A 23395-nucleotide genomic window follows, 5' to 3' on the forward strand; every position below is an offset into this window, starting at 1 on the left:
CCATGGCGAATCGCGACGCACTGAGAGCCTTCCAGTCCCGGCTCGCAAGCCGTCTGCAGGCTGCGCGCACGACAGGCGTGGCCGCGACGTGGCTTGCCGTCGAGGCGGGCGAGGGCAAGTACCTCTTCCCGCTGGGACACGCCGGCGAAATCTTTCCCTGGACGCCGCCACAGCCCGTGCCCTACACGGCGCCGTGGTTCCTCGGCGTCGCCAATCTGCGCGGCGGCCTCTACGGCGTGGTCCAGTTGTCGGGCTTCGCCACGGGCGGGCCGGGCACGCAGGCCGCCACCGAGGCGGCGCGCATGCAATCGCGGCTCGTTGCATTCAACGAGCTGCTCGAAGTCAACTGCGCATTGCTGGTCGACCGACTGGCGGGGTTGCGGGGCGCGGAGGCCTTCACGGCCTCCGAACCTCCGGGCGCAGAAGCACCTGCGTGGCATGGGCATCTGTACACCGACGCAGCAGGGGAGCGCTGGCAGGAAGTCAACCTGCAGGCACTCTCGCAGCAACCCCAGTTTTTGAGTATTGGTGCGTAGTGCCTTGGCACGCAGCACTGGCAACCACCTGAAGGACCGACCGTGAGCTCGATCGCCGACAAGTTCAAGAAATTACTGCCCGTGAGCAACGGGAACGACAAGGCCCGCGTCGACGGCTCCGGTTCGATATCGCTCGACGATGTCGATACGGTTCAGGTTCCGGACGAGAAAACCGTGCGCCTGGTGAGAAAGGGCGAAAGCTCCTCTCCCGTGGCGCCCGCGCCCGCCGGCTTCGCCGACGGCCTTGCTGGCGGCGAGACGCCCGACGCGCTCGACGCTGCGGCCCTCGAAGCCGTTCCGCCCGTCGGGCGAACGGGTTCCAACCCCGCGCGGCAACAGCGGATCCTGGCGATCATGCTGGCGGTCGTGGTGTTGCTGCTGCTCCTGGTGGCCGGCTCCGCCATTCTTCGCGCGGAACGCCTCGCCCAGCAGGTGGCGGCCACCGGCCAGTCGCTGATGCAGTCGCAGCGTCTGGCCAAATCGATCTCCCAGGCCCTCGTCGGCAGCGCCTCGGCGTTCGTCGAAGTCAAGGACAGTGCCGACGACCTCTCGCGCCGCGTCTCGGGCCTGACCAACGGCGACGACGCCTTGCGGCTGGAGCGCGTGGGCAACCAGTACGACGAGGAGATGAACAAGATCAATCCCCTCGTTGCACGTGCCGACACCAGCGCCAAGGCCGTGCTGGCCCAGCGCCAGATCCTGACCCAGGTGGGTGCCGCCTTGCGCGACATCAACCAGCAGTCGTCCACGCTGCTCGAAATGACGGAAACCGTCGCGTCGCTGAAGATGCAGCAGAACGCCACGCTGCCCGAAATCTCGGCCGCCGGCCAACTGGTGATGCTGACGCAGCGCATTGGCAAGTCGACCAACGAATTCTTCACGGTCGAGGGCGTGAACCCCGACGCCGTGTTCCTGCTGGGCAAGGACCTGAACACCTTCCAGGAAACCACCCGCGGCCTCCTGGACGGCAATGCGCAACAGCGCTTCCCCGGCTCGAAAGATCCGCAGACGCGCCAGCAGCTCGAAGCCATCTTGAAGACCTACGAGCAGATGCGCACGCAGGCGTCCGCCATTCTGGGCAACCTGCAGGGCCTGGTGGCAGCGCGCGAAGCGCAGGCGTCCATCCTGACCGACAGCGAGCCGCTGCGTAAGTCGCTGGGCGACCTCCAGGACAAGCTCTCCGCCCGCACGGGTCTGGGTGCCGGAACGATCGTGTTGCTGTTCGTGCTGTCGCTGGCCGCCCTGGCGCTGGCCGGCGCCATCGGTTTCGTGCAGGTGCGCGAAGGCCGCGAACGTGCCGCCAACGCCGAACGCGAGCGTCTGGCTGCCGAGCAGACTTCGGAAGAAGCCGGCCGCATCAACAACGCCAACCAGGCCGCCATTCTTCGGCTGATGAACGAACTGCAGACAGTGGCCGAAGGCGACCTGACGCAGGAAGCGACCGTGACCGAGGACATCACCGGCGCCATCGCCGACTCGGTGAACTACACGGTGGAAGAACTGCGTTTGCTGGTGGGCAACGTGCAGAACACGGCAACCCGCGTGGCGCAGACGACGTCGCAGGTGGAAAGCACCTCGACCGAACTGCTGGCCGCCTCGACCGAACAGCTGCGCGAGATTCGCGAAACCGGCCAGTCGGTGCTGACCATGGCCGAGCGAATCAACGGCGTGTCCTCGCAAGCGCAAGAGTCCGCCACGGTGGCGCGCCAGTCGCTGCAAGCCGCATCGTCGGGCCTGCAGGCCGTGCAGAACGCCATCGGCGGTATGAACTCCATCCGCGACCAGATCCAGGAAACCTCCAAGCGGATCAAGCGCCTGGGCGAGTCGTCGCAGGAAATTGGCGAAATCACCGAACTGATCTCGGACATTACCGAACAGACGAACGTGCTGGCGCTGAACGCCGCCATTCAAGCGGCATCGGCCGGTGAAGCCGGCCGCGGCTTCTCGGTGGTGGCGGAAGAAGTTCAGCGACTGGCCGAACGCTCCGCTGACGCCACGCGCCAGATTTCGGCGCTGGTGAAGGCGATTCAGACCGACACCCAGGATGCAGTGGGCGCCATGGAGCGCTCCACGCAGGGTGTGGTCGAAGGGGCCAAGCTGTCCGACAACGCGGGTACCGCGCTGACCGAGATTGACCGCGTGTCCCGCCGCCTGGCCGAGCTGATCGAGCAGATTTCGCAGTCCGCCTCCCGCGAAGCCGATTCGGCCAACGTGGTGGCAGCGAACATCCAGCACATTTTTGCGGTGACCGAGCAGACCGGAGAAGGTACGCGTACCACGGCCCAGCAGGTGCGCGAACTGTCGCAGATGGCGGAAGAACTGCGCCGCTCGGTCGCCCGTTTCAAGATTGCCTGATGAAGCTCTCCCCCAGCCTTCGCGCACTTCGTGTCGCTTCGGCAACCCCCTTGCGGGGGCGACACCAGCGGCCCGGCAAAGCCGGTTCCGCGGTGTCCCTTGAAGTGACCGCGACGGCTGCATGCATTCGGGGCGCGTGGCGCCCATTGAAAAACTGATAGATCAAGAACGGCGAGCAACCAACGTGTCGATTCAAACCCCTGCCACGGCCCCCATCGCCGGCAACCTGCCGGCCACCGAAGACCTCGGGCCGCTGGCCTGGGTGCTGGGAGAAATTCAGAAATCCCTCGATGGTGTGGGCAAGTCGTTGCGGCGCTTCGTGCGCGACGTGGGCGGTGCAACGGAGCCCGAGAGCGGCCCGCTGCAGATGGCCCGCCAGCAACTGCACCAGGCCGTCGGCGCGCTGCAGATGGTGGGGCATTCCTCGCCCGCGCTGGTGCTCGGCGCCATCGAGTTCGCGGTGCAGGGCTTCATTGCCGAACCGCAGCGCTGCACCGAAAGCGCCGTCCTGAAGATCGAGCGTGCCGGCTTCGCCGTCACCGATTTCCTGACCGCGTTGCTGGCCGGCAAGCCTGTGTCGTCGGTCGCGCTCTTCCCCCAATACCGCGACGTGCTGGAACTGGGCGGCAACGAACGCGTCCATCCGGCCGATCTCTGGAGCACCGCCTGGCGCTGGGTCGAGATCAAGCCCGCGCTCACGCAGGCCGCCGTCGCCTATGACCCGTCGGTGCGCTCGCGGCTGGACCGTGAAGTGCTGCAGCTGGTCAAGGCCGGCGACATGCAGGCCGCCAAGCGCCTGCAGGGCCTGTGCCTGGGGCTCGGACGCGGCGCGCTGCTGCCCCGCGTCGCCAGCTTCTGGACCCTGGCCGCGGGCTTCTTCGAAGCGCTGTCGCTGGGCCTCATTCCCGCCGATTCGTATGTGAAGCGCGCCGCCACCCGCGTGCTGCTGCAGTACGCGACGCTCGCGCGCGGCGACAGCCTGGTGTCCGACCGTCTGGGCCAGGACCTCTTGTTCTTCTGCGCGCAGGCCGTGCCCACCGCCCGCGACGAGGCCGCCACGCTGCGCACCGTGCGCAGCGCCTGGGGCGTGGCCCACGAGCAGCACATCGACTACACCGTCGAGCAGTTCGGCCGCTTCGATCCGCTGGTGCTCACGCAGGCCCGCAAGCGCATCGAGACCGCCAAGGAAATGTGGTCGGCGCTCTCGGGCGGCGACATCACCCGCACGCGCCAGGTGGCCGACACCTTCGCGCAGCTGGGCGAATCGCTGCAGAAGCTGCACCCGCCGAGCCTGCCGATGGTCGAGGCGCTGACGCATGCGGTCGACGCCTCCGTCAAGTCGGGCCAGCCGCCCGACACCGAACTGGCGATGGAAGTCGCCACCTCGGTGCTGTACCTGGAAGCCGCGCTCGAAGACCTCGACCCGAGCGACCCGCAACTCACCTCCCGCACCCTGCAGCTGTCGGGCCGCATCGAGCGCGTGCGCGCCGGTGGCCATTCCGAGCCGCTGGAGCCGTGGATGGAAGACCTGTACCGCCGCGTGAGCGACCGCCAGACCATGGGCACCGTGGTCGACGAGCTGCGCAGCCACCTGAGCGAACTGGAGAAGTCGCTCGACCAGTATTTCCGCCGCCCCGCCGAAAAGGGCCTGCTGCGCACCGTGCCGACGCAGCTCATGCAGATGCGCGGCGTGTTCTCGGTGCTCGGCCTGGATCAGGCCGCGCTCACCGTGCAGCGCATGCGCGAAGACGTCGAGGCCATGCTGGTGAGCACCTCGCCCGCCGAGGAGATGGCCGGCTTCGACGCGCTGGGCAACAACCTGGGCGCGCTGGGCTTTCTCATCGACATGCTGGGCTACCAGCCCGCGCTGGCCAAGCGCCTGTTCGTGTTCGACGCCGAGGCCGGCGAACTCAAGCCGCTGATGGGCCGCCAGGCCACCGACAGCACCGAAGGCGAAGCCGCGGCACCCGTTGCCGAGCCCGTGCTCAGCATCGAGGAAGTCGATGCGCAGATCGCCTCCAAGCTCGCCGCGCTCGCCACGCCCGCCCGGAAGACCAAGCCCACGCCGCTGGAGGAATTCAGCCGCAAGGCCGAGAGCTGGACCTCCAAGATCACCGGTCCGGGTGCGCTGCCCGACACCGAGGTCACCGAGCTCGAAGAAGACGACCTGCAGAACATCTTCCTGGACGAAGCGCGCGAGGTGGTGCACAACGGCCTGGCCGCCATCACCGAGCTGGGCAGCCATCCGGACGACACCGAAGAACTCACCATCCTGCGCCGCGCGTTCCACACGCTCAAGGGCAGCTCGCGCATGGTCGGCCTCACCGATTTCGGCGATGCCGCCTGGTCGCTCGAGCAGGTGCTCAACACCTGGCTGGCCGACCAGCGTCCCGCCACGCCGGAGATGCTGTCGGCCACCGAGCGCACGCTGCGCGATTTCGGCCAGTGGGTCGAAGCCATCGCCTCGGGCGAATCCCATTCCTGGCAGGCCGGCCCGTTCAGCCGCGTGGCCGATGCGCTGATGGCCGGCGAGCCCGTGCCGCCGCCGGTGCGCGTGGCCGATGCCGAGCAGCTGGCCGTGGCCGCCCGCCACATCGCCGCCGAACCCGAGCTGCCGCCGCTGCCCGACCTGTCGTTCCTGCCGGACCCGCCGGCGCGCGCAGCGCCCGAGCCGGTCTTCGAACTGCCCGCGCTGGATGCGCTGGACGAGCCGCAAAAGCCCGCAGGCACGGACGCCGACGACGACTTCACGTCCACCGACTTCATCGATTTCGACAAGCAGCCCACGTCGCCTGCGCCGCTCTCACCGCACGCCGCACTGCCCGCGGGCGAGGAGTTCGATTTCCTGGCACCCGCGAAGACCCAGGCGCCCGCAGCCCCCGTTGCCGCGCCCGTCGCTGCGCAACCGGAGCCCGAGGCAGGCATCGAGGCCACCGTGCCGACCGCCACCGCGCTGCCCGATTTCGCCTGGGACCCCGAGCCGCTGCCCGTGCCGGCGAACGAGCCCAAGGCCAACGACATGGCGCTGCCTCCGCTGGAGGCGCTGCCCGAACTGGAACTGACGCCCGAGCCCGAGGCGCAGCCGGCGCCCGAACCCGTGGCTGCGGTCACCGCGCCAGTCGACGTGCCCGCCGAGCCGCCGGCCGTCGTGGCCGAAGAAGAGACGCCGGAGCCCGTCGCCGCGCACGAGACTGTCGAGACGGTGGAAGCCATCGAAGTGACCGAGACCGTGGAAGCGGTGGAAGTCACGGAAGTGGCCGAAGTGGCGGAAGAAGAACTCGCCACCGCCGCCAGCGCCGAAGACCAGGTCAAGGTGATCGGTCCGCTGCGCATCGGCATCGCGCTCTACAACGTCTACCTGAACGAAGCCGACGAATGGTCCAGGCAACTGGCCACCGACGTGGGCGAATGGGCGCTCGAATCGCACGAGCGCCTGCCCGACTCGACCGTTGCGCTCGCGCATTCGCTGGCCGGCAGCTCGGCCACCGTGGGCTTCCACAGCCTCTCGGGCATGGCGCGCCTGCTCGAATCGGCGCTTCAGCACCTGCAGATGCAGGGCAGCGGCACGCGTGAACAGGGCGTGGTGCTGGTGGCCGCGGCCGACGAGTTGCGCCGCCTGCTGCACCAGTTCGCCGTGGGGTTCCTGCGCGATCCGGCCGAAGGCACGCTGCAGGCGCTGCGCGACATCGCGGCATCGCCCATGCCGCTGGAAGCCGCCGTGCGCAGCGAAGTGCGGCCGTTCCAGCAGATCGTGTCCGCAAGCGACGGCATGGCCGACGTGGCGCTGGACGATTCCGAAGACGCCATCGACCTGGCCGACGCGGTCGACGTCGACCTGTTCCCGATCTTCGAGGAAGAGGCCGCCGACCTGCTGCCCCAGCTGGGCGAAGCGCTGCGCCAGTGGTCGCACCACCCCGACGACAGCGCGCCGCGCGCTTCGGTGCTGCGCACGCTGCACACGCTCAAGGGCAGTGCGCGCCTGGCCGGCGCCATGCGCCTGGGCGAACGCGCGCACCGCATGGAGTCCGAGATCGAAGTCCTGGGTTCCCAGGGCGCCGAGCGGGCCGACATCGAAAAACTGCTGGCGCGCCTGGACGCCCTGCAGGCCACCTTCGACGCGCTGCGCGCGGCCGACGACGCCACGCAGGTCGAAATGGCCCAGCTCGTGGCCGCGGCCACCGCGCCATCGCCGGCCATCCAGCTGGTGCAGGTCGCGCCCGAAGCCGGCGTGCCGGCGAACGACGAAGAAGCCGCACCGGTCGCCGATGCAAAGGACGAAGCCGCCAGCCCGGCCGTCACGATGCTGCAGCCGCGTCCGGCGCCCGCATTGCTCGCGCCGCTGCGCGCCGCATCGGGCCAGGCCGTTCGCATCCGCACCCAGCTGCTGGACCGCCTGGTCGCGCAGACCGGCGAGGTCATCATCACGCGTTCGCGCCTGGAGGCCGAGCTCGGCCAGCTGCGCGGCTCGCTCTCCGACCTCACGGGCAACCTGGACCGCCTGCGCCAGCAGCTGCGCGACATCGAGGTGCAGGCCGAAAGCCAGATGCAGTCGCGCCTTGCACAGGCCAAGGACTCGCAGCAGAGCTTCGACCCGCTCGAGTTCGACCGCTTCACCCGCGTGCAGGAACTCACGCGGATGATGGCCGAGTCGGTGAACGACGTGGCCACCGTGCAGCGCACGCTGCAAAAGACGGTGCAGGCGACGGAAGACGATCTGAGCGTGCAGGCACGCCAGACCCGCGAACTGCAGCGCGGGCTTCTGCGCACGCGCATGGTGGAGTTCGAAGGCATCTCCGACCGCCTCTACCGCGTGGTGCGCCAGGCGTCCAAGGACACCGGCAAGCAGGTGCGCCTGGACATCGTCGGCGGCTCCATCGAAATGGACCGCGGCGTGCTGGACCGCATGACGCCCGCCTTCGAGCACTTGCTGCGCAACTGCGTGGCGCACGGCATCGAGGATGCGGCGTCGCGCGAGAAGGCCGGCAAGGACGCCAGCGGCCTGATCGTCATCGACCTGCACCATGAAGGCAACGACGTTTCGGTGAGCTTCCGCGACGACGGCGCCGGTCTCGACCAGAAGCGCATCGCCGAGCGCGCCCGCGCCCTCGGCCTCCTGGCGGGCGACCAGGACCTCACGCCCGAAGAAGCCACCGAGCTGATCTTCAAGCCCGGCTTCTCGACGGCCGGACAGGTCTCCGAACTGGCAGGCCGCGGCATCGGCATGGACGTGGTGCGCGCGCAGATCGCGGCGCTCGGCGGCCGCATCGAAACGCAGAGCACCGCCGGCCAGGGCACCACCTTCAAGCTGGTGCTGCCGCTGACCACCGCCGTGACGCACGTGGTGATGCTGCGTGCCGGAGAGGTGTCGATCGGCGTGCCGTCGAATCTGGTGGAGCTGGTGCAGCGCGTGGGCGGCACCGACCTGGAAGCGGCCTACCTGCACAACAGCCATCCGTTCGGCAGCGAACAGGTGCCGTTCTACTGGGCCGGTGCGCTGCTGCAGGCCTCGACCCGCAGCGACCACGCCGCCTCCAAGAACAACACCCTCGTGATCGTGCGAAGCGCGGCACAGCGCGTCGCGCTGCACGTGGACGAAGTGCTGGGCAACCAGGAAGTCGTGGTGAAGAACCTCGGCCCGCAACTCGCGCGGCTGCCCGGCTTGGCCGGCATCTCGGTGCTGGCTTCGGGCGCGGTGGCGCTGATCTACAACCCGGTGGCGCTGGCGGCGGTGCACGGCGATCAGGCGCGCCTGCGCCAGGCCGCCGCGCTCGTGGTGCCGGCGCACACCGCATCGGCCTCGGCCGACCAGGACGCGCCGCAGGTGCCGATGCCGGTGCTGGCCCCCGTGGCGCCGCAGGTGCCGCTGGTGCTGGTGGTGGACGACTCCATTACCGTGCGCCGCGTCACGCAGCGCCTGCTGCAGCGTGAAGGCTATCGCGTGTCGCTCGCGGCCGACGGCCTGCAGGCGCTCGAACGGCTGCAGCAGGAGCGCCCGTCGGTGGTGCTGTCGGACATCGAGATGCCGCGCATGGACGGCTTCGACCTGGCCCGCAACATCCGCGCCGATGCCGCACTGGCGGAGCTCCCGATCATCATGATCACCTCGCGCATCGCCGAGAAGCACCGCGACTACGCGCGCACGCTGGGCGTGAACCACTACCTGGGCAAGCCCTACTCGGAAGAGGAACTGCTGCGCCTGGTGCGTGCGTACACGACCGAGCCGACGCTCGCGGCTGCGGCCTGAACGCCGCTCGCCTGAAGCGCTCCGGCGCCGATAGAAGAAAAGGCCCCTCGGGGCCTTTTCTTATTTCTGCAGCGCCTTGGCCCGCGCCACGCCGTAGCGCTGCAGCGTCTTCTCGCGCGCCTCGGCATGGTCCACCACGGGCGCGGGATAGGTCTCGCCCAGCTGGATGCCCGCGGCCTCCAGCTCCACCGGCGAGGCCATCCACGGCGCGTGGATCGCCGCGTTCGACAGGCCCGCCAGCTGCGGCAGGTAGCGGCGGATGAACTTGCCCTCGGGATCGAAGCGCTCGCTCTGCGTCACCGGATTGAAGATGCGGAAGTAGGGCTGCGCATCGCAGCCGCTGGAGCTCGCCCACTGCCAGCCGCCGTTGTTGGAAGCCAGCTCGAAGTCGTTCAGGTGCAGCGCGAAGTAGCGCTCGCCGCGGCGCCAGTCCAGCCCCAGGTCCTTGCACAGAAAGCTCGCCACCACCATGCGCAGGCGGTTGTGCATGTAGCCGCTCTGGTTGATCTGCAGCATCGCGGCATCGACCAGCGGATAGCCGGTGCGGCCCTCGCACCAGGCATCGAAGAGCTGGTCGGCGTGCTTGCCGTGGTGCCACTGGATCTTGTCGTACTCGGGGCGAAAGCTCTTCGATTCGCCGTTCTCGTACACATGCGGGAAGTGCGCGAGGATCTGGAAGTAGAAGTCGCGCCAGATCAGCTCGCTCAGCCACGTCGCGGCGCCCGCGTTGCCCTGCAGCGAGAGCTGGTGCGCCACGCTCGCCACCTGCCGGATCGATACCGTGCCGAAGCGCAGGTGCACGCCCATGTAGCTGGGGCCGCGCACGGCGGGGAAATTGCGCGCTTCGTCGTAGCGGTCGATGCGCTCGAAGAAATCCTCGAACAGCACGCCGGCGCCGAGCGAGCCGGTCGGGATCTCCAGCGTCGACAGATTGGTCTTCTCGAAGCCCAGCTCCCCCAGCGACAGCATCGGCTCCCGGTAGGCCTGCGGCGGCGGCACCAGCGCCTCGGCATGGCTGCGCACCGGGTACGACTTCAGGAAGAACGAATCCACCTTCGCGAGCCACGCGCGCTTGTAGGGCGTGAACACCGTGTAGGGCTGGCCGGTCTTGGTCATGACCTCGTCGCGGTCGAAGACGGTCGAGTCCTTGTAGGTGTGGAAGGCGATGCCCGCGTTGGCCAGCGCGCCGAGCACCTTGGCATCGCGCTCCAGCGCATCGGGCTCGTCGTCGCGGTTGGCGAACACGGCCTGCACATCCAGGTCGCTCGCGAGCGCGGGGATTTCCTGCACGGCGGTGGAGTGCCGCACGATCAGCCCGCCGCCCAGGGCGCCCAGCTCGGCCTGCAGTTCCAGCAGCGATTCGCGGATGAATTCGACCCGCCGGTCGGCACTGGGCAGCGCCTCCAGGATCGCCTTGTCGAACACGAAAACGCAGACCACCTGCCGGCAGGCCCGCAGCGCGCGATAGAGCGCCGCGTTGTCGTCCACGCGAAGGTCTCGGCGGAACCACATGAGGCCCTTGGGGTAGGTCTTGTCGACGGCCAGTAAAATGGGTGGCATATGGCTGCCGATTCTGCCCCGATGAACCTCACGCATCACTTTTTGATAGCGATGCCCGGGATGGAAGACAAAACTTTCAACCGCAGCGTCGTGTACCTCTGCGAACACAGCGAGCGCGGCGCGCTCGGCCTGGTGATCAACAAACCCAGCGACATCAACCTGAAGGTGCTGTTCGAGAAGATCGAGCTGCACCTGACCCGCCCCGAGCTGGGCGACGCCCCCGTCTTCCAGGGCGGCCCGGTGCAGACCGAGCGCGGCTTCGTGCTGCACGAGCCGGTCTTCACCCAGGCCGAGAAGCCCGAGGAATCGGTCTACGCCTCGACCATGACCATCCCCGGCGGGCTGGAGATGACCACCTCCAAGGACGTGCTGGAGGCCCTGGCCACCGGCGCGGGGCCCCGCAAGGTGCTGGTCTCGCTGGGCTATTCGGCCTGGGGCGAGGGCCAGCTGGAGTCCGAGCTGGCCGAGAACAGCTGGCTCACCGTGCTGGCCGACCCGGCCGTGATCTTCGATACGCCGATCGAGCAGCGCTACGACAAGGCGCTGATGCTGCTGGGCCTGGAGGCCTGGAAGCTCTCGCCGGACGCCGGACACGCATGATGACCTTGACTCGCCCCCAGGCTGCGTGCACTTCGTGTCACTTCGCCTACCCCCTACCGGGGGCGGCCCGGCCGCTTCGGGCGGCCGTGCGCGGCGGCCCCCTGTGAGTGGACTGGCGATGCCCGACAGCGATCAAGCTCCCGCGTCCGTTCCCGTTCCCGTTCCCGTTCCCGTTCCCGTTCCCGTTCCCGTCCCGTCCCACTTCCAGACCTTCCTGGCCTTCGATTTCGGCCTGAAGCGCACCGGCGTGGCCAGCGGCAACCGTCTGCTCCAGTCGGCCACGCCGCAGGCCACCATCAAGGCCGAGGGCGATGCCCGCTTCGCGCAGGTCGAGGCGCGCATCAAGGAATGGCAGCCCGACGCGCTGGTGATCGGCGTGCCTTATCACCCCGACGGCGCGCCGCACGAGAACACCCGCCGCGCGCAGAAGTTCGCGCGCCAGCTGCGCGGCCGTTTCAACTTGCAGGTGTTCGAGGTGGACGAGCGCTACAGCACCACCGAGGCGCTGTCTTCCGGCGCGCGCGATGCCGATGCCGCCTCGGCCTGCATCATCCTGGAGCAATTTTTGAGGAGTCTCCCGTGAGTTCAATACCCGATGCCGAAGGGCTCTACACAGGCCTCCTGGCCGGCGTGAAGGCGCTGCTGCGCCCCGAAACCAAGCTGGTCGGCATCACCTCCGGTGGCGCCTGGCTGGTCGAGCGGCTGCAGAAGGACCTGGGCCTGCCCGGCGCACCCGGCGTCATCTCCTCGGCCATGCACCGCGACGACTTCGCGCGCCGCGGCCTCTCGGCCAGCGCGCAGACGTCGCTGCCCTTCGACGTGAACGGCACCGACGTGCTGCTGCTGGACGACGTGCTCTACACCGGCCGCACCATCCGCGCGGTGCTCAACGAGCTGTTCGACTTCGGCCGCCCCGCCTGCGTGCGGCTCGCGGTGCTGGTCGATCGCGGTGGCCGCGAACTGCCGATGGCCGCCGATTTCGCCGCCGCCAAGCTCACGCTCCCCGACACGCAACTCCTCGCGCTCGCCCGCGCCGACGACGGCGCCTTCAGCCTCAAGGTGGAGGAGAACAAGTAATGCTCTACAAGCGAAACCCGCAGCTCAACAAGAACGGCGAGCTCATCCACCTGCTGTCGATCGAGGGGCTGCCCAAGGACATCGTCACGCACATCCTGGACACCGCCGCCAACTTCACGAGCGTGAGCGACCGCGAGGTGAAGAAGGTGCCGCTCCTGCGCGGCAAGAGCGTGTTCAACCTGTTCTTCGAGAACTCGACGCGCACCCGCACCACCTTCGAGATCGCGGCCAAGCGCCTGTCGGCCGACGTCATCAACCTGGACATCGCGCGCTCCTCGGCCACCAAGGGCGAGTCGTTGCTGGACACGATTGCCAACCTGAGCGCCATGGCCGCCGACCTCTTCGTCGTGCGCCACAGCGAATCGGGCGCGCCATACCTGATCGCGCAGCACGTGGCACCGCACGTGCACGTGGTGAATGCCGGCGACGGGCGCCACGCGCACCCCACGCAGGGGCTGCTCGACATGTACACGATCCGCCACTACAAGAAAGACTTCTCGAACCTCACGGTCGCGATCGTCGGCGACGTGCTGCACTCGCGCGTGGCGCGCTCGGACATCCACGCGCTCACCACGCTCGGCTGCGCCGAAGTGCGCGTGGTCGGCCCCAAGACGCTGGTGCCCGGCGACATGGCCGGCATGGGCGTGCGCGTGTGCCACACGCTCGAAGAAGGCATCAAGGACTGCGACGTGATCATCATGCTGCGCCTGCAGAACGAGCGCATGAGCGGCGCGCTGCTCCCCTCGTCGCAGGAGTTCTTCAAGACCTACGGCCTCACGCCCGAGAAGCTGCAGCTCGCCAAATCGGATGCGATCGTGATGCACCCGGGGCCTATCAACCGCGGCGTGGAGATCGACTCGGCCGTGGTCGATGGCAAGCAGAGCGTGATCCTTCCGCAGGTCACCTTCGGCATCGCCGTGCGCATGGCGGTAATGAGCATCGTGGCAGGGAACGAAGCATGAGCAGAACACTGATCACCAACGGCCGCGTCATCGACCCCGCCTCGGGCACCGACAAGAAGACCGACATCGCCATCGCCGACGGCAAGATCGCCGGCATCGGCAACCTGCCGGCCGGCTTCAAGGCCGACCGCACCATCGACGCCGCGGGCTGCGTCGTCGCACCAGGCCTCGTGGACCTCGCCGCGCGCCTGCGCGAGCCCGGCTACGAGCACGAAGGCATGCTGGAGAGCGAAATGGCCGCGGCCATCGCGGGCGGCGTGACCAGCCTCGTGTGCCCGCCCGACACCGACCCCGTGCTCGACGAGCCGGGCCTGGTCGAAATGCTCAAGTTCCGCGCCGAGAAGCTGCAGTGCGCGCGCCTCTTTCCGCTGGGCGCGCTCACGCGCAGCCTGGCCGGCGGCGTGCTCACCGAAATGGCCGAACTCACCGAGGCCGGCTGCATCGGCTTCAGCCAGGCCGACGTGCCGCTGGCCGACACCCAGGTGCTGCAGCGCGCGCTGCTCTACGCAAGCACCTTCGGCTACACCGTGTGGCTGCGCCCGCAGGACCGCGACCTCGGCAAGGGCGTGGCCGCCAGCGGCCCGCTCGCCACGCGGCTGGGCCTCTCGGGCGTGCCGGTGTCGGCCGAGACCATCGCCATCTTCACCATCGTGGAGCTCATGAAGAGCACCGGCGCGCGCGTGCACCTGTGCCGCATTTCCAGTGCCGCGGGCGTGGCGCTGGTGCGCGCGGCCAAGGCGCAAGGGCTGCCGCTGACCTGCGACGTGAGCATCAACTCGCTGCATCTGGCGGACACCGACATCGGCTACTTCGACAGCCGCGCGCGCCTGAACCCGCCGCTGCGCCAGCAGGGCGACCGCGACGCGCTCTCGGCGGGCCTGGCCGACGGCACCATCGACGCGCTGGTGTCCGACCACACGCCCGTCGAGGCCGATGCCAAGACGCTGCCCTTCGCCGAAGCCGAGCCCGGCGCCACCGGCCTCGAACTGCTGCTGCCGCTCGCGCTGCAGTGGGGCGAGCGCAGCGGCGCGGGCATCGCGCGGGCGATCGAGGTCATCACCTCCGCGCCGGCGCGTCTGCTGGCCACGGTGGATGCGGGCACCGGCATCGGCCGCCTGGTCGAAGGCGGCGTGGCCGACCTCTGCATCTTCGATCCGGCGCTCGAATGGCAGGTCGAGCCCGATGCGCTCAAGAGCCAGGGCAAGCACACGCCGTTCGCCGGCTACCCGGTGCAGGGCCGCGCGCGGCACACGCTGGTCGCTGGCCGCGTCGTCCACGGTTGAATTAAAAGAAAGAGAACCCGCGCGCCATGGTTCATTCGCTGAAGGCCTGCTGGCGCCTGCTGCACGCGGTGGGGCATGCGCTGGCCGGGTGGTGGACGATCCGCTTCGCCTTTCCCGGCCTCACGCAGGCCGACCGCAATGCGCGCGTGCAGGAATGGTCGCGCCGCATGCTCGAGATCATGGGCATCACGCTCAAGGTGCAGGGCACGCCGCCCGCTGCGGGGCCGGTGCTGATCATCAGCAACCACCTCTCGTGGCTGGACATCACCGCCATCCATGCGGCGCGCCATGTGCGCTTCGTGTCGAAGTCCGGCGTCAAGCACTGGCCGCTGATCGGCACGCTCTCCACCGGCGCGGGCTCGCTCTACATCGAGCGCGAACGCCGCCGCGACGCGCTGCGCGTGGTGCACCACATGACCGAGGCGCTGCGCGAGGGCGACATGATCGGTGTGTTCCCCGAAGGCACCACCAGCGACGGCCGCGGCCTCTTGCCCTTCCACGCCAACCTGCTGCAGGCGGCGATTTCTTCAGGCGCGCCGGTGCTGCCCGCCGCGCTGCGCTTTGCCGATGCCGCCACCGGCGAGACCAGCCAGGCCCCGCGCTACATCGACGACGACAACCTGCTCACGTCGCTGTGGAACACGCTGCGCGCGCCCCCCCTGCTGGCCATCGTGCGCTTCGGCGAGCCGCAGGATTCGCACGGCCGAGAGCGCCGCGGCTGGGCGCAGTCGCTGCATGAAGACGTGCAGCAGCTGCGCCGCGAGACCCAGTGAGGCGCTGAGCCGCCTCCCCAAAAAAAAGCGCCCCCGAAAGGGCGCTTGAACGGCGCACGGATGCGCCGTGAGGAGGAAGCGGTACGCCCTGGTGGTCAGAGAATGCCGAAGACCTTCAGTCCGATGATCACGATGATCGGCACACCGCAGAGCCAAAGGATGATGCTTTTCATGATCGAGGTCTCCGTGAGGTAAGTAGGCCTCTACATTGGCCGCGCATTCGGCCGGCGCTTGCGGGAGAAGGCAATCCGTGCGCGTGGGTGTGTGCCTACAAGGCCGCTCAGCCGCGGCTCTGCACGAGGAAGAATCCGAGCGCGACGACGAAACGTCATCGGACACGTCATCGGGCAGGTCCTCGGTCCGCGTGTCCTTGAACGTGACCGAGCCGGCGATGGGCAGCAGGCGCAGCTGAAAGATGCCCAGTGAAAACAGCGGCGGCCCGAAGCCCAGCGAAATCCGCCGGACCTTGATGCCGAGCCCAAGGCCCAGCGCAGCCATCGTGCCGATGTGGATGCAGGCGAGCAGCGCAATGGCCGCGATGAACTTCAAGAGGACGAGCAAGAGACTCCGCGCAGCGCTACCAGGGGCTCACTCTCCAAACCAGAAGACGAGCCACGAACCGAGTGAAGCCAGCACGGCCAGCAACGCAACGGCGTTGCGTTGGCTGAAGAAGAAGGCGCGGGTGCTCCGAAGGGCGGGACTGATCGACATTTCGAGCTCCTCTTTCCGCGGATGCGAGTGCCGCGGAGAGTGCCCGGTCGATCGACCCTCGTCAATCCGAAGATAGTTCTCCCGGTGCCTTTAAGTATCAATCGCGGTCTTCGTAATAGCGGCGATGCTGCTCGCGCTCCCATTGCCGGCGACGCCATTCCTGGCGCTCGGCACGGCGTTCTTCCCAACGCTGCGCGCGGCGCTCTTCCCAACGCGAGCCCGGCTCGTAGTACACGGGCGCGGGCGTGGAATACACAGGTGCCGGAGGCTGGTAGTACGTCGGCGCCGGCCGCGAATAAACGGGCGCGGGCTCGTAATAGACCGGTGCCGGCTGGCCGATGACCACGCCCGGCAGGTTGACGCCAACGGACCAGTGGGTCTCCGCATTGGCCGATGCGCCGGCGAACAAGGCACCTGCGGCGACGAGGCCTGCGGCGGCCAGCTTGAGAACGATTCGGGGATTCAACATTTCATCTCCTGAAGCGGGCCGGAAACAGCCCTGATGCACCGTTCAACGCCCCGCTGCACGCGCTCGCTCACATCGCGAAGGTGAAGTACCGTTCCCAAATGTGACGCGGCGCGGCGGGTGAATGAAATCTTCCATCCCCGAAACGCGTCTTCGGCCGCCTGGTCTTCCGCGAACAGCCACATCTCGCAGATGTGCCCCGCCAGTTCGAGCCTTCGGCTGGCTATCTTTGGCTTACCGTGCCACAAGCGCAGCGGGCTTGCGTGCGGCGGCAGCCTTGGGAGTCGTAGCAGTCGCATCGGCGGGCTTCACCGTGGACGCAGTGGGGAGGTCCACGCTCGCCCCCGTCGCCGCCGCGGCCGTTTCCAGTCCTGAAACGATGTTGCACGCCGCGTGATAGTTCAGAGCATCGGCCACGGCCCGGTTGACGGGATAGGCGGACATCGATTCCGCTCTTGAAACATGGATCTGTCTCAAGATGCCGTCCCGCTGTCGTGAAATCCCTGAAGACACGACGTTCAGTGCGAGGTTGTTGAAATACGCCTGGTCGTAGCGGGCGAGGATGCCGCTCGACAGCGTGCTGCCCGCGGAAAGAACTCTTGCCGCTGAGCCAGGTGTCGTCACCGAGGCGGCGCCGGAAAGCAATGTGGCGAGGTTGCCCCATGCCATGTTGGTCTGTGCTTTCGACGACACCAGCATTCGAATGAATGCCGCGCATTTCTGGTTCGAAGCGGCAATGATTCGATCCTGAAGGTCATTTCGCAAATACTCGAATTTCGCCTTGTCTCCAGGTGCGGCGTTCGCCACCACTTTCACATCGTTGAGGCCATAGGTATCGAGCAACTGGTCGAGATTGATCTGCTCGAAGCCTTCGGCCTTCTTCCCGTCGCCGCCAATGAGCAGCGAGCCAGCACCGCTCAGGAGATTCTCCTCGTCCGGCATGGTGATCGAGCGAAGACTGGAGCAGCCGGCGAAGAGCATGGAGGCCACCAACAAGGCGAGCAGTTTCATTTTGGACATGGGGCTGATGCCCGGCTACTGTGGGATGCGCGCAGCCTAACCAGCACCGTGCCTACTGCCATCCCATATTTCCGTGACAGCGGGCGATCCGCACTCAGCTTCTATCCCCAGAACGCATCCTCAGCCGCCTGGTCTTCGGAGAACAGCCACACCTCGCAGATGCGCCCCGCGCCATCGATGCGCAACACGTCCACCCCCGACATCGCCATCGACGCGCCCGGCTTCTCCGCGCGAAAGTGCAGCGGGGTTGCGACCTTGTCGCCCTGCGCCATCAGCGGCCCGACGCTGTCGATGCGAAAGCTCCCGCCGCTGCGGTCCATGAAGCGGCCCAGCGGGCCGAAGACGGCCGCCTTGCCGCGGTGCGTGCCCGAGAGGCTGCCGTTGCCCGGCTGGTGCCAGGCGATGTCGTCCGCGGAGAGATTGCCGGCCGTTTCGAGATCGCCTTTTGCGACGGCGTCGAAGTAGCCGCGGACAAGTTCGATGTTCTTCTGTGGGGTGGTGTTCGTGTGCATGGCGCGGACAATAGCCATCCGCACCCCCTCCCGCAAGAACGCACCCCAACGTGCCCAAGGCACCTCCAAGTGACCATGGAAGAACAAGACCTGCAACGACCCAAGGCACCCGCGTGGAATCCGTACCTGGCCACCTGCCCGACGCGGCAGGTGCTCGACTGCATCGCCGACAAATGGGCGGTGCTGGTCGCTGGGCGAATCGCTCGCGACCACGCTCGATGAACTGCGCATCTGGGCGGAGCGCAACATCGAAGACGTGCTGCGGCATCGGGAGACTTTCGATGCGGCAGGCGCGCCCCCGAAGTCAGTAAAAAGCCGCTGACTGGCAGCGGCTTCGTTCATTCATCCGTCGATTCTTTTCACGTCGCGCCGCCTTGGCCGAGGCGCCGGCGCAGCGATGCGGTTTCATCGCTCGGGTCATCGATGGCCGAGAGCACGATGCCGTTCAATTCCTCCAGCCACTTGAGGATGCCGGGGAGCCGGCGGGTCAGCGTCGGCGGATCGAAGGTGTCGGACTCGGAGAGCGACTGGAGGATGGTGAGCCAGTCGAGCGCTTCGCACGAGGCGATGCGGATCACGTCGCGCCGCTCGGCGTCGAGGAAGTCCTTTTCTGCTGGGGGCTGCGGTGTCGTGTGGACCGATTCGGCAGCGTTGGGGGTCTTGGAGGGGGTCTTGCTAGACTTCTTGGTAGCCATGATGTGTATTGCTTTCAACTTGGTTGCACGTTGTGGTCAGGCTGGTTCGATGTTTTCTCCATCGTTCCAGCCGCCTGAATTGCCTCAGAAGATCGCGGTCTTGATATCGACCACGACACGCCCTGAGACGCGGCGTTCATTTCCTTGGCGCCGGCTCCTTCGCCCGATCGACCACCTTGCCGAGCCACGCCGCGCCGAGGCGCCTCAGCTTGGCCCAACGGTCGCGTGTCAGGCGGATCGAACCGTGCATCGCGCGCTTGTCGTCCGGCAGCGTCGGCCGGCCCCTTCGCCGGCGCTCTTCAGTTTCTTTTTTCTTCTTCGTCATTCGTGGTGGTCCTCCCGTCTTTCCTAGCCTAGGCGAGGCGGTGAGGGGCAGGGGAATTTGAAGTGAGACGTTTTGCCGCAAAGGGCTGTCTCAATTGCAAGAACATATTTAGTTGCGTAAACACCGCCGTTCGGCGCAACCCGCAGGACTACCTGGCCAAGGCCTCGCCGCTCAAGCGCGCGCTGATGAAGGCCAACGCGTCGCTGGTGGGTTTCGTCATCAACATTCCGCAGATCTCGCTGCCGGTGACGCTCGAGGAATTGCTCGGTCACATCGAGCGCTTCAGGCAGGCCCATGTGGAAACGACGCATGCCGACGCAAGCAGGTAAACCTTAGTTTGGGTATCCCTCGCAGGGACATGTCCCGCATTTGCCCTGCGGCGCGCGTTGCTCAATGATGGCTGCCATGAAAGAGATCCGCCTGGGCTGGTCGCTCGACGTCAGCCATCTCAAGCACCAGATTCAAGCGGCCGCGAGTTGGAGGCCCGAGACCGCTTTGCTGCGCCGCGACCTGGAGATCATGGTTCAGGTGGGCAACGAGGTGTTCGGCGAAGGCACGCACTGGATCGAAGAGCGGACGTTGCCCGAGCCTCGATGAATGAACGGCGCTGCAAGCGCCCAGGCTGAGGCAGTTGGCACTTGAACGGCGTGCAATATGGAACTGCAAAACCATCAGTTCCATTCATCGCACGCCTGGCCGATCATCGCCCCCTGTCATTCAGCAGCAGGAGACGAAACCATGGCGGCCGATGCCCTCATCGAAGAACCGGAAGTGGTCCAGCCCACCGCCGAACGGCCTCGGGAGGCGATCGCGCAATGCGTGGCCACCGTCGTGCGCTCGCGCCGCGCAACGCGTGCCTTCAAGGCACAGCCGCTGGGCCGCGACATCGTGGAAGAAATCCTGGCCGATGCGTCGTGCGCGCCGAGCGGCGCCAACATCCAGCCCTGGCGCGTGTACGTGGTCAGCGGCGCGGTCAAGAGCGAATTGACCAACGTGCTGGTCGCCGCGTCGCGCGCCGGCACCGCGCCGGCGCCCGAGCATTTCCCAGAACCGCTGCCCGACACGTACCGCGCAAGGCTCATGGACTTCGGCGCGCGCTACTACGCATCGCTCGGCATCGCGCGCGATGACACGCACGGGCGCACGCGCCAGACCGAGCGCAACTACGCCTTCTTCGGCGCGCCGGTGGGCCTCATCTTCAGCATCGACCGCCGGTTGAAGGCGCACAGCTGGATCGACCTGGGCCTGTTCGCGCAGAGCGTGATGATCGCCGCGAAGGCACGCGGCATCGACACCTGCCCGCAGGTCGCGTTCGCGCAGTTCCATGCGCCGATCGCATCGCACCTGCACATGTCGCCCAACGAGGTGACGGCCTTCGGCATGTCGATGGGATACGGCGACCCGGAGGCCGAGGTCAACCAGACAAGGATGCCGCGCGAGCCCGTGCAGGACTTCGCGCGGCTCCTCGGATTTCCGGGCTGACCTTCGCGCCGATTTTTCCTTTCAGCGACGCATTCGCTCGCTGATTCACCGTCATTTCTTTTTCAAGGAGAACGCCCATGAACACGTCATGGCTCGTTGCCACTGCAGTTGTCGCGGCCAGCACCCTCGGCGCATTCGCGCCCGTTCCTGCCGCCGCGCACACGTCCTCGGAAAGCGTCACACCGGCACTGCGGCAGGCGATCCCCAACATCCCCGGCAAGTCGCTGGTGGCCGTGGTGGTCGACTATCCGCCGGGCGGCGCTTCGCCGGCGCATGTGCATGCGAAGTCGGCGTTCATCTATGGCTACGTGGTTTCGGGCGCCATCGAATCGCAGGTGAACGATGGCCCGCGGCAAGTGCTTCGCGCAGGGGAGAGCTTCTACGAGCCGCCGGGCGCAAAGCATTCCGTCAGCCGCAACGCGAGCAAGACCCGGCCCGCGAAGCTGCTCGCCGTGTTCGTGGTGGACACCGACGACACCGCGCTCACGACGCCAACGCAGTGACCCATCCCCCATCTTCAGGAGCACGACCATGAGCCAGCGCCTCGACTACAACCAGATCGCCGCGGCCGGCGTCAAGGCCATCGGCACCGTGTACGGCTATGTCACGCAGAGCGGCCTCTCGCCCGTGCTGGTGGACCTGGTGTATTTGCGTGTCTCGCAAATCAACAACTGCGCGTACTGCCTGGACATGCATACGCGCGACCTGTTGAAGAAGGGGCAGGCCGTTGAAAAGCTCGCGCTGCTGCAAGCGTGGAGAGAGGCCGGCGCGCTCTTCGATGCGCGGGAGCGTGCCGCGCTGGCGTGGGCGGAATCGGTGACGCGTGTGGCCGAGACGGGCGTGCCCGACAGCGACTACGAGGCGGCGCGTGCCGTCTTCGACGAGCGTGAACTGGTGGACCTCACCATCGCGATCGGGTTGATGAACGTCTACAACCGGATGGCGATCAGCTTCCGCAATACGCCCGGGGCACTCGCGGCCAGGTAGCGCGCCGCGTCGTCCGGTCCGCTCCAGAGCCGCCTGCCGCGGGCGGCATTCATTCGCAACGTTCGCAGATTCGCAATTCCTCCTTCGCAGAAATACGCCCTTTCAGCCCTTACGCGCCGGGCTCGTCTTGCGTAGATTGCGAAGCATGACGACTCCCGTTGGAACCACCGAGATCCGCGAACTGGTGCTGCCGGTGCATGCGAACCACCGCGGCACGCTGTTCGCAGGGCAAGGCCTGCAGCTGATGACCAAGGCCGCCTTCCTGGCCGCGCGCGGCCTGGCGCAGCGCGAGGTGGTGATGGCCGGCGTGACCAGCGTGTCTTTTCTCTCCCCGGTGCCGGTGGGCTACCAGCTCGTGCTGCGCGGATGGGCGAGCCGCATCGGCCGCTGTTCGATGACCGTGTGCGTGACCGGCATCGCCGACATGCCCGGCGTTCCCGCGGAAGAAGTCCTCAAGGGTGTGTTCGAGATGGTGGCGGTCAATGCCGCCGGCCAGCCGACGGGCATCGATCGCTCTTATCTGAACAAGGAAACCGCATGACCACCACCACGACCGAAACCATTGCTCCCGCAGGTTTCAAGCCCAAGAAATCCGTCGCGCTCTCGGGCGTGACCGCGGGCAACACGGCGCTGTGCACCGTGGGCCGCACGGGCAACGACCTGCACTACCGCGGCTACGACATCCTGGACATCGCCGAGGTCTGCGAGTTCGAGGAAATCGCCCACCTGCTGGTGCACGGCAAGCTGCCCACGCGCGCCGAGCTCAAGGCCTACAAGGCGCGGCTGAAGGCGATGCGGGGCCTGCCGGCCAACGTGAAGGCCGCGCTGGAGAGCCTGCCCGCGGGCGCGCATCCGATGGACGTGATGCGCACCGGCGTCTCGGCGCTGGGCTGCGTGCTGCCCGAGAAGGACGACCACAACCTGCCCGGCGCGCGCGACATCGCCGACCGCCTGATGGCCTCGCTCGGCTCGATGCTGCTGTACTGGTACCACTGGTCCACGCAGGGCAAGCGCATCGACGTGGAGACAGACGACGATTCGATCGGCGGCCACTTCCTGCACCTGCTGCATGGCGAGAAGCCCAGCGAGGCCTGGGTGCGCGCGATGCACACGTCGCTCAACCTCTACGCCGAGCATGAGTTCAACGCCTCCACCTTCACCGCGCGCGTGATCGCCGGCACCGGCAGCGACATGCACTCGGCCATCGCCGGCGCCATCGGCGCGCTGCGCGGCCCCAAACACGGCGGCGCGAACGAGGTGGCCTTCGAGATCCAGAAGCGCTACGACTCGCCCCATGAAGCCGAGGCCGACATCCGCCGCCGCGTGGAGGCCAAAGAGGTGGTCATCGGCTTCGGCCACCCGGTGTACACGGTGAGCGATCCGCGCAACGTGGTGATCAAGGGCGTGGCGAAATCGCTGTCCGAGGAGGCCGGCTCCACCAGGATGTTCGACATCGCCGAGCGCCTGGAAGCCGTGATGTGGGAGGTCAAGAAGATGTTCCCCAACCTGGACTGGTTCAGCGCGGTGAGCTACCACATGATGGGCGTGCCCACGGCGATGTTCACGCCGCTCTTCGTGATCGCGCGCACCAGCGGCTGGGCCGCGCACGTGATCGAGCAGCGCGTGGACAACAAGATCATCCGGCCGAGCGCGAACTACACCGGTCCGGAAGACCTGGCGTTCGTGCCGATCGCGGCGCGCGTCTGACGTCTGACAGAAGCAGAGAGGCGCACGGCGCTCCAGTGTTTCGACCGTCTCGAGTCTCCGAGCGTTTTCGCGGGTCGGGCCTGCAGGCGCAAACTGGCGT

At 67.4% G+C, this 23395-nt stretch carries 24 protein-coding genes; 17 read left to right on the forward strand and 7 right to left on the reverse strand.

Annotated elements, in window-relative coordinates; genetic code table 11:
- Positions 1 to 2 precede the first annotated feature (2 nt).
- The 3 genes from ACZYRS_RS05635 to ACZYRS_RS05645 all read left to right on the forward strand — a co-directional run bounded on the left by ACZYRS_RS05635 (position 3) and on the right by ACZYRS_RS05645 (position 9135).
- Complete coding sequence (locus ACZYRS_RS05635; protein ID WP_198786570.1) at positions 3 to 536, forward strand: chemotaxis protein CheW; 534 nt, start codon at positions 3 to 5, stop codon at positions 534 to 536.
- Between the two features lie 42 nt (positions 537 to 578).
- On the forward strand, positions 579 to 2891 hold the full coding sequence (locus tag ACZYRS_RS05640; RefSeq protein ID WP_463418439.1) for a methyl-accepting chemotaxis protein: 2313 nt from the start codon (positions 579 to 581) through the stop codon (positions 2889 to 2891).
- Between the two features lie 184 nt (positions 2892 to 3075).
- Positions 3076 to 9135, forward strand: a complete 6060-nt coding sequence (locus ACZYRS_RS05645; protein WP_463418440.1) for a hybrid sensor histidine kinase/response regulator — start codon at positions 3076 to 3078, stop codon at positions 9133 to 9135.
- Positions 9136 to 9195: 60 nt separating this feature from the next.
- On the opposite strand, the gene ACZYRS_RS05650 is transcribed toward ACZYRS_RS05645, so the two are convergent.
- Complete coding sequence (locus ACZYRS_RS05650) at positions 9196 to 10695, reverse strand: cryptochrome/photolyase family protein (RefSeq protein ID WP_463418441.1); 1500 nt, start codon at positions 10693 to 10695, stop codon at positions 9196 to 9198.
- Between ACZYRS_RS05650 and ACZYRS_RS05655 the strand changes: the two genes are divergently transcribed.
- The 6 genes from ACZYRS_RS05655 (at position 10696) to ACZYRS_RS05680 (ending at position 15390) form a co-directional block, all read left to right on the forward strand.
- On the forward strand, positions 10696 to 11295 hold the full coding sequence (locus ACZYRS_RS05655; RefSeq protein ID WP_198786566.1) for a YqgE/AlgH family protein: 600 nt from the start codon (positions 10696 to 10698) through the stop codon (positions 11293 to 11295).
- A 118-nt stretch (positions 11296 to 11413) separates the two neighbouring features.
- Complete coding sequence (gene ruvX, locus ACZYRS_RS05660) at positions 11414 to 11878, forward strand: Holliday junction resolvase RuvX (protein ID WP_463418442.1); 465 nt, start codon at positions 11414 to 11416, stop codon at positions 11876 to 11878.
- Positions 11875 to 12372: a bifunctional pyr operon transcriptional regulator/uracil phosphoribosyltransferase PyrR gene (gene pyrR, locus ACZYRS_RS05665; RefSeq protein ID WP_463418443.1), complete on the forward strand. Its 498-nt coding sequence runs from the start codon at positions 11875 to 11877 to the stop codon at positions 12370 to 12372. The genes ruvX and pyrR overlap by 4 nt, the downstream gene beginning before the upstream one ends.
- The gene (locus ACZYRS_RS05670) at positions 12372 to 13334 is read left to right on the forward strand and encodes an aspartate carbamoyltransferase catalytic subunit (RefSeq protein WP_176659080.1); all 963 of its coding nucleotides are present in this window, start codon (positions 12372 to 12374) and stop codon (positions 13332 to 13334) included. Before pyrR ends, ACZYRS_RS05670 begins: the two co-directional genes overlap by 1 nt.
- Positions 13331 to 14617, forward strand: a complete 1287-nt coding sequence (locus tag ACZYRS_RS05675; RefSeq protein ID WP_463418444.1) for a dihydroorotase — start codon at positions 13331 to 13333, stop codon at positions 14615 to 14617. Before ACZYRS_RS05670 ends, ACZYRS_RS05675 begins: the two co-directional genes overlap by 4 nt.
- 26 nt (positions 14618 to 14643) lie before the next feature.
- Positions 14644 to 15390, forward strand: coding sequence for a lysophospholipid acyltransferase family protein (locus ACZYRS_RS05680; protein ID WP_463418445.1), 747 nt, complete (start codon positions 14644 to 14646; stop codon positions 15388 to 15390).
- Between the two features lie 588 nt (positions 15391 to 15978).
- Here ACZYRS_RS05680 and ACZYRS_RS05685 read toward each other — a convergent pair.
- The 4 genes from ACZYRS_RS05685 to ACZYRS_RS05700 all read right to left on the reverse strand — a co-directional run bounded on the left by ACZYRS_RS05685 (position 15979) and on the right by ACZYRS_RS05700 (position 18099).
- Complete coding sequence (locus tag ACZYRS_RS05685) at positions 15979 to 16101, reverse strand: hypothetical protein (protein ID WP_463418446.1); 123 nt, start codon at positions 16099 to 16101, stop codon at positions 15979 to 15981.
- Between the two features lie 97 nt (positions 16102 to 16198).
- Positions 16199 to 16570 carry a hypothetical protein gene (locus ACZYRS_RS05690; protein ID WP_463418447.1) on the reverse strand — a complete coding sequence of 124 codons (372 nt, stop codon included), beginning with the start codon at positions 16568 to 16570 and terminating at the stop codon, positions 16199 to 16201.
- A 231-nt stretch (positions 16571 to 16801) separates the two neighbouring features.
- Complete coding sequence (locus ACZYRS_RS05695) at positions 16802 to 17578, reverse strand: hypothetical protein (RefSeq protein WP_463418448.1); 777 nt, start codon at positions 17576 to 17578, stop codon at positions 16802 to 16804.
- A gap of 110 nt (positions 17579 to 17688) precedes the next feature.
- Positions 17689 to 18099: a nuclear transport factor 2 family protein gene (locus tag ACZYRS_RS05700; RefSeq protein WP_463418449.1), complete on the reverse strand. Its 411-nt coding sequence runs from the start codon at positions 18097 to 18099 to the stop codon at positions 17689 to 17691.
- Positions 18100 to 18174: 75 nt separating this feature from the next.
- Between ACZYRS_RS05700 and ACZYRS_RS05705 the strand changes: the two genes are divergently transcribed.
- A complete protein-coding gene (locus tag ACZYRS_RS05705) occupies positions 18175 to 18321 on the forward strand; it encodes a hypothetical protein (RefSeq protein ID WP_463418450.1) in 147 nt (48 codons plus the stop codon).
- A gap of 137 nt (positions 18322 to 18458) precedes the next feature.
- Here the strand turns inward: ACZYRS_RS05705 and ACZYRS_RS05710 are convergent, their stop codons facing one another.
- Positions 18459 to 18794 (reverse strand): hypothetical protein, encoded by a 336-nt coding sequence (locus ACZYRS_RS05710; protein ID WP_463418451.1) that lies wholly within the window; start codon positions 18792 to 18794, stop codon positions 18459 to 18461.
- A gap of 136 nt (positions 18795 to 18930) precedes the next feature.
- Positions 18931 to 19119 carry a hypothetical protein gene (locus tag ACZYRS_RS05715; protein WP_463418452.1) on the reverse strand — a complete coding sequence of 63 codons (189 nt, stop codon included), beginning with the start codon at positions 19117 to 19119 and terminating at the stop codon, positions 18931 to 18933.
- Between the two features lie 62 nt (positions 19120 to 19181).
- Between ACZYRS_RS05715 and ACZYRS_RS05720 the strand changes: the two genes are divergently transcribed.
- The 7 genes from ACZYRS_RS05720 to prpC all read left to right on the forward strand — a co-directional run bounded on the left by ACZYRS_RS05720 (position 19182) and on the right by prpC (position 23295).
- Positions 19182 to 19448: a hypothetical protein gene (locus ACZYRS_RS05720; protein WP_463418453.1), complete on the forward strand. Its 267-nt coding sequence runs from the start codon at positions 19182 to 19184 to the stop codon at positions 19446 to 19448.
- A 76-nt stretch (positions 19449 to 19524) separates the two neighbouring features.
- Positions 19525 to 19716 carry a hypothetical protein gene (locus ACZYRS_RS05725; RefSeq protein ID WP_198786556.1) on the forward strand — a complete coding sequence of 64 codons (192 nt, stop codon included), beginning with the start codon at positions 19525 to 19527 and terminating at the stop codon, positions 19714 to 19716.
- 141 nt (positions 19717 to 19857) lie between these two features.
- Positions 19858 to 20601 carry a nitroreductase gene (locus ACZYRS_RS05730; RefSeq protein ID WP_463418454.1) on the forward strand — a complete coding sequence of 248 codons (744 nt, stop codon included), beginning with the start codon at positions 19858 to 19860 and terminating at the stop codon, positions 20599 to 20601.
- Between the two features lie 77 nt (positions 20602 to 20678).
- Positions 20679 to 21104: a cupin domain-containing protein gene (locus tag ACZYRS_RS05735; RefSeq protein ID WP_463418455.1), complete on the forward strand. Its 426-nt coding sequence runs from the start codon at positions 20679 to 20681 to the stop codon at positions 21102 to 21104.
- A 28-nt stretch (positions 21105 to 21132) separates the two neighbouring features.
- Complete coding sequence (locus ACZYRS_RS05740) at positions 21133 to 21588, forward strand: carboxymuconolactone decarboxylase family protein (RefSeq protein ID WP_463418456.1); 456 nt, start codon at positions 21133 to 21135, stop codon at positions 21586 to 21588.
- A gap of 145 nt (positions 21589 to 21733) precedes the next feature.
- Complete coding sequence (locus ACZYRS_RS05745) at positions 21734 to 22129, forward strand: acyl-CoA thioesterase (RefSeq protein WP_463418457.1); 396 nt, start codon at positions 21734 to 21736, stop codon at positions 22127 to 22129.
- Positions 22126 to 23295, forward strand: coding sequence for a bifunctional 2-methylcitrate synthase/citrate synthase (gene prpC, locus ACZYRS_RS05750; RefSeq protein WP_463418458.1), 1170 nt, complete (start codon positions 22126 to 22128; stop codon positions 23293 to 23295). The genes ACZYRS_RS05745 and prpC overlap by 4 nt, the downstream gene beginning before the upstream one ends.
- Positions 23296 to 23395 lie beyond the last annotated feature (100 nt).

The organism is Variovorax sp. AC194 (assembly GCF_979257995.1).